Source organism: Candidatus Curculioniphilus buchneri endosymbiont of Curculio glandium, assembly GCF_964275155.1.
Classification (GTDB): domain Bacteria; phylum Pseudomonadota; class Gammaproteobacteria; order Enterobacterales; family Enterobacteriaceae; genus Curculioniphilus; species Curculioniphilus buchneri.
In genome coordinates, this window is record NZ_OZ193413.1 from 689,310 (window position 1) to 703,126 (window position 13,817).

Genomic DNA, 13,817 nt, shown 5'->3' on the forward strand with positions numbered 1-13,817 from the left:
TTTAATTGATAAAATTTATAGGTAAGTTTTCTCTAGCCGAATTCTCTTGACAACAATAGGAAAGAAAACATTCATTGACGTTTTAATGATTAATGTTAGACAATCAATTATAATTATTTTCTATTCTTAGAATATATAATAATATTATATAAATAATCCTATTATTTAAATAATAGGAAGATATGGCAGTCATGTTGTATTTTTAACATGCAGCGAATTTAAATAAAAAATCATATAATTTAATATCGTATTTAAGGTGTCATATTCTTCATAAGATCATGTAATTTTGTGGTGCTTAAAAAAATTAAGAGTGTAATCTAATAATATAAACTAAACAATGTAGATAATTGATTAATCGCTAAGCAAAACGGTTTAGGCAATAAGAGCATTGTTTTTATTCTCATATATAATGTAAATAGACGTAAATCTTATTTTTAGCAGATATAGTGCAAAACTTCTAATATAGGCATTAGTGCAATCATCGATATTGTTGGTACTAGCATGGCATTCAGGTTAATGTTTCAAATAACCTATCATTTAGTAACAATCACAATAACGGAGCTTTGAGTTATCGTGTGATAATCTAATTTTACTATACATTATTTTAATATATTTCAATAAATGTTAGTTTATTAGATAAATAATCATTAAGTTGTTGTGTTGCCTATTCAAAGTTATTACATTATTTCTAATGTAATTTTCACTATACTTACTTTAGTATGAGTATATTTTATTTTATATGTTATCTTATGTATTTTAAATAAAATGTATCCTAAAAAATACTGAAATATGACATGAATGTTGCTACTGATCCTATTTTAACGTCTATACTTGATACTGACGCCTATAAACTTCATATGCAACAGGCTGTTTTTCACCGCTATGATGAGGTAATGGTGAAAGCTGAATTTTGTTATCGAGGAAATGATCTGTTAGGAGAATATGCTTTTGAGATTAGTGAACAAATAGAGATGATGAGTGATCTTCAATTAGAAGATTATGAATTTACTTATCTACTCAATTTACCTTATTTTCAGAAAGATTATTTGAATTGGCTACGCCAATTTCGATATAGTCCATCTTACGTTCAAGTACGTAATCATAATGGTAAGCTTAATATTCATATAACCGGTCCTTGGAGAGAAGTTATTTTGTGGGAAGTGCCTTTATTAGCAGTGATTAGTGAAGTGATACATCGTCGTCGTTCACCGAACGTGTCACCATCGCAGGCAATAAAGCAATTACAACGTAAATTACGGCATTTTTATCATTCTCTTGAAGAGGTGGATGCATCTTTTTTCCGTATGATAGATTTTGGAACCCGTCGTCGATTTTCACGTGAAGTACAATTTAATGTGGTGGCTGAATTGAAACAGTCTTTCCCTTGTTTTGTTGGTACCAGCAATTACCAACTGGCATATGAGATGAATCTTCCTGCAATAGGTACACAAGCCCATGAATGGTTTCAAGCACATCAACAAATTAGTCCAGATTTGGCCAATAGCCAGTGTGCTGCTCTGCAGGCCTGGTTGGATGAATATCCAGATCAATTAGGTATTGCATTGACTGACTGTATTAGTATGGAAGCATTTTTACACGATTTTGGGTCTAAATTTACTCATGCTTACCAAGGATTGCGTCATGATTCTGGTGATCCAGTGCAATGGGGAGAAAAAGCAATTGCACATTATAAACGGTTTGGTATTAATCCACTCGAGAAAATATTGGTATTTTCTGATAGTTTAGATTTTGATAAAATATTGATGCTCTATAAGCATTTTTGGAAGCGAATTAATGTGATATTTGGTATTGGTACTCGATTAACTTGTGATATTCCAACGATCAATCCTCTTAATATTGTAATTAAATTAGTAGAATGCAACGGAAAACCAGTAGCAAAAATATCAGATAGTCCAGGAAAGACCATTGGTGGTGATAAAGCTTTTATTCATACTTTGCAAAAAGTATTTAATGCACGACTTTTTCTTAAAAAAAAGAATTAATCCGCGATATATGGTAATATAATTCTATTAAGAATGTGTAGATGTTCATTTTATTTATTATATAAATTAGAAAATAATAAATAATAATTATATTGCATTAACTTAATTTTAATGTTTAATATATTGACAGAATTTTAAAATTTCTAAAATTCATTTTTTAATCATCATACAATGCGTTTAACACAATACTTATTCTAAATATTTTAAATATTTAAATATATTTAACTTTTCTTATGAAAACTGACTGTATAAAGCATACTTTTTCTAGAAAAAAATTTATAATATATGATCTTTATTTTTTCAATTAAAGTTTAATAAATAAAATATCTGATTTTATAATTTAATTTTTCACGTATCCAAAAATGTTTTTTTAGCATTTTTTCTAAAATGTAAAATTGTACTAAAATAACGAAATATATATTTTTTTAAATATATATAAATTTACTGAAATGCTTTTCAGCATACATCAATTTAAATTGATTAATATAATGTTTATAACTAAAATAAAATATTAGAGAACAAAAATATTTTATTGATAGTAAAATTTATTTATGTTATTGAATAAAAACTTAATACTTAAGAAAATTTTTTTTAATACCTATTAAATTTACTTTAAAAAAGTACATTTATTTATTTTACATTCTTAAAAAATCTGAGTTTTTATTTTTAAATAAATTTTCTATATTTATTTAAAAGTAATGAAAATCATTGCTAATGATTTCATCACTTCTATGAAATTAGTATAATTTAATATTATCTTCAATATGAACAATATTAATTGTACAAAAATTTTTTTACTTTATTAAAGTTATCCATATATTATCAGATTAGATGATCATCTAAAATTTTTTTATATCTTATAGTACATTCAATTTATTAAATAGATATTATTAAAATAATGAAATTAAGGTTTAATAATAAAATGCAAAATTATTATTTATCGTTAATTTAATAGAAGTATAGATAATCATAAAAATTTATTAGATATACAACATTATTTATTAATACGCCACAATATGTGAAATAACATAAATATTAACATTGAATAATAGTATACTATTTCTAATTTTAATTAAATCCACTGTTTTTGTTTTTGAAAAATGAACTTATTTTTTAAATCTATTAATAGGCATATACTATCTCTTACTATAAAAAAAGTGAATGTAATTAATAAACACTGCCTGCATGGCTTGATTGAGATGAACCAATAGATTTTAAATATAATGCAAACAACGTATGAATTATTGATAATGCTAACTAATCCTATAACTATTAGCATATCGTGTATAATCAAAGTTATGATTAATTACATCATAATCTAATTTACATTAGGCTGTCAAATAAACCTGTGTATATGTCATTATGTATGTATATTATTGTATATACGTTATACACTACGCGTTCCTTATTAAATTACATTAATCAGTAAAATATTAAAGATTAACTTAAAATCAATACAATGAATGTACATATTACACTATCTTGTGCTTTTAAATTTAAATTTAATCTGTTAATTGATCTTTAATAAGGGATACGCTTTAATCCACTTATAACAAGTTACTATTTTTAGTAAAGTAAAATATTAGTTTTACGCAATATCTCAACATAAATTGTTTTTATATTTTAATTATATTATAAATATACGTAATAGAGCTTAATTTTTAAGTTGATACTCAGTATTATTACAATAACGTAGATATATAAATTTCAGCCAAATTTATTTGTTCATTAAGTAGAATAAAATAGCATACATATTACCTATAATGTGTGTTCTAATCAAAAAATATGCTTGTCATACCATAAAATAATACAAAAATAAAAGTATAAATTTTCACAGTCTTAAACTGATTCGGTTTTAAATTAAAATAAAATAGCAATAACAAGCTATGTATTTTAAATATTTATACATCATTATTTATAATTTATAAGATAGCTCCTATGATCATAGCCGTAGAAAAATATAGTTATTTATTCGAATAATTGAATATATAGATTCACATGTAGTTCACTTTTTTTAAAAAATTTGTCTTTTAAATTTAAAAAAGAAAACATAAACTTCAGATTTAAAATCTATTTATACTTTATGTATAAAAATAGGCAATCTTAGATATAAACACTAAATTAAATTAGTGTTTATATCTTATATAAAAAATAAATAACAAAATAAATAATAAATGGTAATTAATGCATCGCATTAATTCTTGTAATTAAATTTGATTTATGCCGTGCAGCCTTATTTCGATGAATCAAGCCTCTGGTAGCATGACGATCAATAATAGGTTGCATGATAAAAAATGCATTTAATGCAGCGTTTTTATCGCCAGCTGTAATAGCTAAATCAACCTTTTTTATAAAGGTACGTATAACAGAACGTCGGCTGACGTTGTGTTGACGACGTTTTTCAGACTGCATGGCACGTTTCTTAGCGGACTTAATATTAGCCACAAAACTTAACCTCCATTTTTAATCTAAAAATAAAAGGAAACAAGGAAATATTAAAGAATTTTTTTAAAAATCTATTGATTCAATAATTTTATGAATTAGATGCAATTATATATGAAATATACGCTAATATACAACACATTCATTATACTAATTTGTATCAACAAATATAATCTTTACGTACAACAGCACCTGATAACATGTATGTAAAATTTACATTTTTAAGAACAACGCACAGCTTTTAGTTAAATTTTCATAATGAAATGAACAATATCTTTTTGAATGAAAATGAACATGATTATTTTATCCACATAAAATCAAAGATTGGAATTAGCTGTGTAATTTCGTTTAGGGTATGAATTATAAATCATCGATTGCTGTTATTTTAGGTATCTTTTGAGTTTTTTATGGAGTTTATTCGAGGCATATATAATTTACAGCCACATCATCACGGATGCATATTAACTATTGGTAATTTTGATGGGTTTCATCGTGGACACCAAGCGATTATAGCAGAGTTGCGGGCCCAAAGTTATAGTCGTGGTCTTCAAATCATAGTAGTACTTTTTGAGCCACAGCCGCAGGAATACTTTTTTGGGAAAGATGCACCAGCACGATTAACCAGGTTACGAGATAAAATAAAGTACTTGGAGACTGCTGGAGTGGATGTAGTATTATGTATTGCTTTTAATAAAAAATTTGCTTCAATTAATGCCCATACATTTGTATACGATTTGTTAATAAAAAAGTTAGGGGTTCATTTTATTGGTATAGGTGATGATTTTCGTTTTGGTGCGCGTCGTCAAGGTGATTTTGACATGTTATTTAATATGGGTCAACAAGCTGGTTTTGAAGTGATAAAAACTATCACTTATACTGAAGGTGGACGACGCATCAGTAGTACTGCTGTGCGCGAAGCTCTTAAAAATGATAGATTATTAGAAGCAGAAATGCTATTAGGGCATCCATATCGTATTTCTGGTCGTGTTATATATGGAGATGCAGTAGGACGTACTATTGGCTTTCCTACAGCTAATATATCTTTTCAAGGAAGGAAAACACCGATAAATGGAGTATATGCAGTAGAGGTTTATGGTATTTCTGATCGACCATTTCCCGGTGTAATGAACATAGGTACTAGACCTACAGTATCTGGTTTGTGCCAACGACTGGATGTGCATTTATTGAATATGGTTATAAATTTATATGGTCGTCACATAGAGGTAGTAATATGTAAAAAAATAAGAAATGAACAACAGTTTGCATCGCTCGATGCATTAAAATATCAAATAATAAATGACGTACAAAATGTCAATAATTATTTTAAGCTAACAACGATTCATCAGCATTCTTACTAAATATGGAATAGAACATTGAATGACCGATTATAAAAATACCTTAAATTTACCAAAAACAACATTTCCTATGCGTGGAAATTTAGTTATACGTGAACCTATAATATTAAAACGCTGGTATGAACAAAATTTGTATGACTTAGTTCGTCGTGCTAAGAAAGGAAAAAAAATATTCATTCTCCATGATGGCCCTCCATATGCAAATGGTAGTATTCACATTGGCCACTCGATTAATAAAATTCTCAAAGACATTATCATCAAATATAAAGGCTTAATGGGTTATAACTCTCCTTTCATACCAGGTTGGGACTGTCATGGATTACCGATAGAATTAAAAGTTGAACAAATTTTAGGAAAACCAAGCGAAAAAATCAGTTCTACAGAATTTCGTGTTGCTTGTCGACAATATGCTGCAGAACAAGTTGAAAACCAAAAAAAAGATTTTATTCGCATGGGTATACTTGGCGACTGGAAAAATCCCTATTTGACGATGGATTTTACTACTGAAGCTAACACTGTACGTTCACTTAGCAATATCATTACTAATGGATATTTGCAAAGAGGGGTTAAACCAGTACATTGGTGCATTAATTGCCATTCTGCATTGGCAGAAGCAGAAGTAGAATATTATGATCGAATTTCACCATCTATTTATGTATCCTTTACAGCTGTTGACACTAATGCTATTGCTACTAAATTTAAGATTTCTAATGTTTCTAGTTCTATTGCGTTGATAATCTGGAGCACAACTCCGTGGACGCTACCAGCTAATCGTGCAATTGCTATCCATCCTAATTTTGACTATCAATTAATTAAAATTAGTAAACATCAAAGCTATATTATAGCAGCTGAACTTGTAAAAAATGTTATGACACGCATTGGTGTGTTACATTGGACAATATTAAGCAGTATTAAAGGTAAAAATTTAGAACAATTAAGTTTTCATCATGCATTTATGTTATTCAATGTACCAACTGTTCTAAGTAATCATGTCACACTAGAAATAGGAACTGGCGCAGTACATATAGCACCTGGTTATGGTCCTGACGATTATACTATAGGACAAAAGTATGATTTAGAAATTATTAATTTAGTTGGTTCAGATGGATTAATGTTATCTGGAATACTTCCGGAATTAAATGGATTACAAGTTTTTAAGGCGAATGAAGTAATTATAAAACTCTTACGTCATAATGGCTCTTTACTACATATAGAAAAGATAAAACATAGTTATCCTCATTGCTGGCGTCATAAAACACCTACGATTTTTCGTACCACTTTACAATGGTTTATTAATATCAACCGACACGAACTTCGTAAGAAGGCACTTAAAATAATTAAAGATGTGCATTGGATACCAAGTTTTTGTAAAGAACGTATTCAAACTATGATTGATATACATCCAAACTGGTGTATTTCTCGCCAACGTATTTGGGGTGTACCAATAGCCCTTTTTATACATAATGATACTGGTGCACTGCATCCAAATAGCATTGAATTATTAGAAATTATTGCTCAACGTATAGAACAAGAGGGAATTCAATTTTGGTGGGATGTAAATCCGATAGATTTACTTGGTAAAGATGCAATGCAATATCACAAAGTTCAAGATACACTCGATGTATGGTTTGATTCTGGTTCTACTCATTTTTCTGTAATAGAAACGCGACCTGAATTTGAAGGATGTAAATCAGATTTATATTTGGAAGGTTCAGATCAACATCGCGGTTGGTTTATGTCATCATTAATACTTTCTATTATTATGAGAAATCAAGCACCATATTGTCAAGTATTGACGCACGGATTTACCGTAGATAGTCAGGGACGAAAAATGTCTAAATCAGCAGGTAATGTGATTAGTCCTCAGACAGTGATAGATACATTAGGTGCAGATATTTTACGAATATGGGTTGCTTCTACTGACTATACTAGTGATATGGCAATATCTAATGATATTCTTAAGCATTCGGTAGATGTTTATCGTCGTGTTCGAAACACAGCACGATTTCTTTTGACTAACTTAAGTGATTTTGATCCAATTTTACATAGTATCCGTCCAGAACAAATGGTGGTTCTAGATCGTTGGGCAGTAGAACGAGCACAGATAGCACAAACAACAATAAAAAATTCATATGAAAATTACGATTTTCATAATGTCATAAAACAAATAATGCAATTTTGTTCAGTTGAAATGAGTGCTTTTTATTTAGACGTTATCAAAGATCGTCAATACACAACCAAATCTGATTGCGTACCGCGTCGAAGTTGCCAAACTGCATTGTATCATATCATTGAAGCATTAGTACGTTGGATAACACCGATTATGTCATTTACTGCTGATGAAATTTGGAACTATATACCCGGTAAACGAACACAGTTCGTTTTTACTGAAGAATGGTACGATGGCTTATTTGGCTTAGATGTTTCATTACCACTAAACGATGCATATTGGCAAATAATTCTACAAATACGTAATGAAATAAATAAGATTGTTGAGCAAGCAAGAATAGATAAAAGAATTCGTAGTTCACTGGAAGCTAATGTAACATTATATGCAGAACCCACTCTAGCTTCTCAATTATGTATCATTGAAGATGAACTTCATTTTGCCTTATTAACTTCATCATCAGCCATATTAGATTACGCTGAAGCCAGCAATGATGCGATCCAATGTGAAGGAGTACAGGGACTAAAGGTTATTTTGAAAAAAGCAATTGGAAAAAAATGTTCACGTTGTTGGCACTATGAAACTGATGTTGGTGAACATGCCCATTATCCAGAAATTTGTAGTCGCTGTATTAAAAATGTCGTTGGTTTAGGAGAAGAACGCAAGTATATCTAATGAATAAATTGTTAATGTCTACCGGGCTGCGCTGGATTTGGCTAATATTGGTAATTTTGGTATTAGATATTAATAGCAAGTATTTAATAATGAAACATTATTCTCTAGGAGAATCCATATCAATTGTTTCTTTTGTTAATTTTACCTATGTTCATAATTCCGGTGCTGCATTTGGTTTTTTCGCGAATAAAGATGGTTGGCAACGATGGTTTCTTTGTATTATTTCGGTTGTAATTTCAGTGAGTTTATTAGTTATAATGTATAATTTAAAACATCAAGAACGATTATTTAATATGGGATATGCAATGATTATCGGTGGTGCGTTAGGAAATTTATTTGATCGAATTATGTATGGTGTAGTTATTGATTTTATCGATTTTTACATCGGTAATTGGCATTACCCAAATTTTAATGTAGCAGATTCAAGCATTTGTATTGGTACTATTTTAATTATATTGAAAGATTTTTGTCGACATTCAGGTGATTGAAATCAATAAAAAGAATGTATTAATATATATGTAACAGTAGTAATATTTCGTGTTATACTCATTAGATATTAAAACAGGGATCAATTTATATTGATATTCTATTTTATAGTAAGAAAACTAAATAAAATGTATATCGATGAAGTTAAATGTCATTTAATCTTTTTTAAATTTACTTCACTCTATACGTAGATATCTAATAGAAAAAACCATTGTATGGTATGCTAATGTAAATATTAGTAAACAAATAATATTGTTGCTGTACTCGAAAAGATTTATCAGCGTTTGTATCAGCTTATGATTACTTATTTAGTATTATTAGATATTAAAAAGATATGAGTCATTAACATCCGAGAACAAAACAAAGTAAATTAATGCGTATTTTACTAGCTAATCCTCGAGGATTCTGTGCTGGAGTAGACAGGGCAATCAGTATTGTAGAGGGTGTTTTAGCGACATATGGTGCTCCAATTTATGTGCGCCATGAGGTAGTACATAATCACTATGTAGTGGATAACCTTCGTAAATCTGGTGTAATGTTCATTGAACATATTAATGAGGTTCCAAATGGCTCCGTTCTAATTTTTTCTGCTCATGGAGTGTCTAAATTAGTACGTGCTGAAGCACAGAAGCGCGATTTAATTTTATTTGATGCTACTTGTCCATTAGTGACTAAAGTTCATAGGGAAGTTTCTCGAGCTAGTCGACAAGGTATTGAAACTATATTGATAGGTCATCGTGGTCATCCAGAAGTAGATGGTACAATTGGACAATATAATAATCCTTATGGTGGTATATATTTAGTTGAATCTCTGAATGATGTTTGGCAACTGAAGGTAAAGAATATCGATACTGTATGTTTTGTGACACAAACTACTTTATCAATAGATGATACATCAAATATCATCAGTGCATTACATGAACGGTTTCCTAAAATTGTAGGACCACGTAAAAATGATATTTGTTATGCTACTACTAATCGACAGGAGGCAGTTCGTAATCTTTCGGCTAATGCAGATATAATATTAGTAGTTGGATCAAAAAATTCCTCTAATTCAAATCGATTAGCCGAATTAGCTCAACGACTTGGTAAACCAAGTCATTTGATTGACAGTGCTATCGACATACAGGAAACTTGGTTTCATGAAATACATACCATCGGCATTACAGCTGGTGCTTCTGCACCAGATATTTTAGTCTGTCAGGTCATTGAACAGTTACGACTACTTGGTGCTAACAGTGTTGACGAGCTTGTTGGTCGTAAAGAAAATATTGTATTTGATTTACCAAAAGAACTAAGGATAAAAGTAAGGATTCAATATTAATAATTGGTAATTTAATGTTGGATAACATATCTAATATATCTAAATACATAATAGAAGTTCATTTTTTTAATTCGTTTAATTTTTAAAAATATTTTATAAAAAGTTTTATATCTTTCCAAATGTGTAAATTTAAAGAATGTTTACTTTTTTAGACAAACACTATTTAACTATCAATATGCATAATAAATATATACTTTAAAAGTATTATTTAAAATAAAGTATTATTTAAAATAATGAGCATTTTAATTTTTCATTATCAAACTGTATAAAAAACCATATACGTTCTATTCTAGAATAATAGATATCATCGATTAAAATTAAACATAGGGAAGGGAAAGTTATACATATTAATTTTATAACATGTATGTTAACTTCCATTTTTGAAATATATTTTTTAAGTCATTATGTTGTTATTTTGTTCGTTTTAGACTATATATTATTTATATTTTAATAATATTAAAAATGGTATTAATAATGATTATACATAAAGTTATGAAAAGTAGGACATGATCATGTTTCATAAACAACCTATACGTATCGCTATATCCGGTGCTGGTGGTCGGATGTGGCGTCCTTTCATGAAAGTTGTAACACAATCAGATAAAGTCATGTTGTGTGCTGCATTAACTTATCCAGGTTCTAAAATATGTGGTATGGACGCTGGAGAGATAGCTGGAATCGGATCTCTAGGAATAATCGTAAAAGAAAATCTAGAAATAGTAAAAAATGATTTTGATATTTTGATTGATTTTACTCATCCAGAAGCTAGTTTGTCTTATTTAAAATGGTGTCGAAAACATAATGTAAATATCATTATTGGAACAACTGGTTTTAACGAAATGCAAAAATTAGAAATAAATGCAGCAGCGCATGAAATAGGTATTGTTTTCTCTTCTAATTTTAGTATTGGTATTAATTTGATGCTAAAACTATTAGAAAAATCAGCTAAAGTGGTAGGACAAAACGCTGATATTGAAATTATTGAAGCGCACCATCATAATAAAGTTGATGCTCCGTCAGGTACTGCTCTAACTATGGGTGAAACTATTTCTAAAACTCTCGGTTATTCGCTTTCTGATTGCGCAATTTATGGTCATGAAAAATATATTAATCAGCGTAAGGTAACAAAACCAATTGGTTTTTCCACAATACGGGCTGGCAGCATTGTTGGAGAGCACACAGTAATATTTGCAAATATCGATGAACGTTTAGAAATTACTCATAAAGCCTGTAGTCGAATGGCTTTTGCTAATGGGGCTATACATGCCGCTGTATGGCTATCTAGTAAAAAGAAAAATGGCTTGTTTAATATGATACATGTTTTAAATCTCGAACAATTATAATTTTATAAACAAATATTTTTTTAAAACATGAAAAATCGTACATCAAATTTTGATTTCAACATATAATTTATGCTTGTAAAAAATATTGGACGTTGATGCTCACAACTTCATTCAAAAAAAGACAATGCTCATGACACATGCATTTGTCAAAATTATCTCAAATTTTAATTGTGATTTTTTCTATATTTAAAATATTTTAAAAAACTTGAATAAAGTTATGGTGGGATGTGGCAGGGGCGGAGAGAGTTGAACTCACAACATCCGGTTTTGGAGACCGGTGCTCTACCAATTGAACTACGCCCCTATATATATGAAAAAAGCAAGGTAAGGTATGGAAGTAAAAGCATTAATATTTACTTAATTTACTTATCAGTTATCATCTCAGTATTGGCATACATATCTCTTTAGAATTAGAAGTATGTAGAAATAAAACAACAAATTCCTCCGCAATGTCCATTGCTATTTATTTTTTAAAAAATTTGATATATATCTACCTAAATTCTCACTAGTGTGTATTAATTAGCAATGCATTTTATAATAACGTTTCAAACACATCGCGATATATTGTATTCGTCTCCCTCTAAGATATACTATAAAAATACGGTGTGTCCCCTAGGGGATTTGAACCCCTGTTGCCGCCGTGAAAGGGCAGTGTCCTAAACCCCTAGACGAAGGGGACAGAAATTATACATACATAGATGATACTTCAAAGTAAAACGTTGTAAAGAGATTACTAACAAAATACTTAAGTCAAGTTTTTCGTTTTATCTTTTTTATCTTTAAGGTGTTATTTCTTATTTATTTAATGTAATTAATTATTATTAATAATATATATAAAGTTATATACTCAAATTATAGTAATATATATTTGTCCTACCTTCTTTAGAAGGTAGAATATATAACGAATCATGCCAACGCTATTCTATTAAATAGAAGGCCTGAATCAGATTAGATTATATAATCTATCATACAATGATATGCATGCATGTTAAAAAAATCTATCTTGTTTATAGTGATAAACCATGCGTTAATTTTCTTTTTTTCCAATTATAATAAATAGTTAGCTATTATTTAATGAGTACTAAATTAATTTAATGATAAATGTATATGTAATCATGCTTTATTATATTAAAAGCAAGTTTTCAACTGTGCAATAGATGCATACTTTACATCAATATAAAATAAATAAAACTACGTTTATATTTATATATCATTAAATATATCAAATTATGTAATCTGTTTGTTAAATGCTCGCTGTATGACATGCATATACACTATATGTATATCCATTGTTTCACATAAATGTGAATAAATATAATTTTCTATTCTTTTAATGTACATAGATAACATTTGATTTCTTCTTATGAAGAATAGATGAACAATATCATAACTCAAATTGCCTAATTACTTGTATTATGATTACATAATGCCTTTCTAAAACATAGAAAATCCAGATTCAACTTATTATATCATTAATATATAGTTAAGCATTATTTTAAATATCGGTAACTGATACATCCTGTATCATAGAATAGAAAGTGATCTTTTTCTTATTTTATATAAAATCTATATAAGTATACTATGTCAAACAAATAGCAAGTTAAAGCATTTTTCTCAAAGTACGTGATTTGATTTAGATTATTGAATAATAATATTTAATTTAACTTAATCTACATTAATTTTCATTGATTATTACATCATATATGGTATATCTACGATTTTTTTAAGAAAATCATCATCACCTTCTGACTTAATCTGATCTGGATCAGATTATCCTAAGCTTCTTGTCGGGCATCCATTCTATAACATATTTAAGTAGCAAGCATATTTATGCTGATTAAAAATAAATAGTATAGATATCGGTTATTCTATTTTTTATTGCTATCTATATTAAATAGAATTGACTCTACTAAATATTCTGTTGCTTAAAATAAAAAATATTTAAAATGTTCTATATGCAATCATTTAAAAATTTTATTTTATCCAACCTTCTAACATGTTTTTAAAAAAATTATTAATATT

General features: G+C 28.6%; 7 protein-coding genes and 2 tRNA genes. 6 read left to right on the top strand and 3 right to left on the bottom strand.

Annotated elements, in window-relative coordinates; genetic code table 11:
- Positions 1–794: 794 nt before the first annotated feature.
- Positions 795–2,003 (top strand): nicotinate phosphoribosyltransferase, encoded by a 1,209-nt coding sequence (gene pncB, locus ACICP0_RS02080; RefSeq protein ID WP_395479656.1) that lies wholly within the window; start codon positions 795–797, stop codon positions 2,001–2,003.
- A 2,181-nt stretch (positions 2,004–4,184) separates the two neighbouring features.
- On the opposite strand, the gene rpsT is transcribed toward pncB, so the two are convergent.
- On the bottom strand, positions 4,185–4,448 hold the full coding sequence (gene rpsT / locus ACICP0_RS02085) for a 30S ribosomal protein S20 (RefSeq protein ID WP_395479657.1): 264 nt from the start codon (positions 4,446–4,448) through the stop codon (positions 4,185–4,187).
- Between the two features lie 404 nt (positions 4,449–4,852).
- Between rpsT and ribF the strand changes: the two genes are divergently transcribed.
- The 5 genes from ribF (at position 4,853) to dapB (ending at position 11,795) form a co-directional block, all read left to right on the top strand.
- Positions 4,853–5,803, top strand: coding sequence for a bifunctional riboflavin kinase/FAD synthetase (ribF, locus tag ACICP0_RS02090; protein ID WP_395479658.1), 951 nt, complete (start codon positions 4,853–4,855; stop codon positions 5,801–5,803).
- 19 nt (positions 5,804–5,822) lie between these two features.
- Positions 5,823–8,642 carry an isoleucine--tRNA ligase gene (gene ileS, locus ACICP0_RS02095; RefSeq protein WP_395479659.1) on the top strand — a complete coding sequence of 940 codons (2,820 nt, stop codon included), beginning with the start codon at positions 5,823–5,825 and terminating at the stop codon, positions 8,640–8,642.
- The gene (gene lspA / locus ACICP0_RS02100) at positions 8,642–9,130 is read left to right on the top strand and encodes a signal peptidase II (protein WP_395479660.1); all 489 of its coding nucleotides are present in this window, start codon (positions 8,642–8,644) and stop codon (positions 9,128–9,130) included. The genes ileS and lspA overlap by 1 nt, the downstream gene beginning before the upstream one ends.
- 371 nt (positions 9,131–9,501) lie before the next feature.
- Positions 9,502–10,452, top strand: a complete 951-nt coding sequence (ispH, locus tag ACICP0_RS02105; RefSeq protein ID WP_395479662.1) for a 4-hydroxy-3-methylbut-2-enyl diphosphate reductase — start codon at positions 9,502–9,504, stop codon at positions 10,450–10,452.
- A gap of 512 nt (positions 10,453–10,964) precedes the next feature.
- Positions 10,965–11,795, top strand: coding sequence for a 4-hydroxy-tetrahydrodipicolinate reductase (gene dapB, locus ACICP0_RS02110; protein ID WP_395479663.1), 831 nt, complete (start codon positions 10,965–10,967; stop codon positions 11,793–11,795).
- A gap of 228 nt (positions 11,796–12,023) precedes the next feature.
- On the opposite strand, the gene ACICP0_RS02115 is transcribed toward dapB, so the two are convergent.
- Both ACICP0_RS02115 and ACICP0_RS02120 read right to left on the bottom strand, forming a co-directional pair.
- Positions 12,024–12,099, bottom strand: a tRNA-Trp gene (locus tag ACICP0_RS02115).
- Positions 12,100–12,401: 302 nt separating this feature from the next.
- Positions 12,402–12,474, bottom strand: a tRNA-Glu gene (locus tag ACICP0_RS02120).
- Positions 12,475–13,817 lie beyond the last annotated feature (1,343 nt).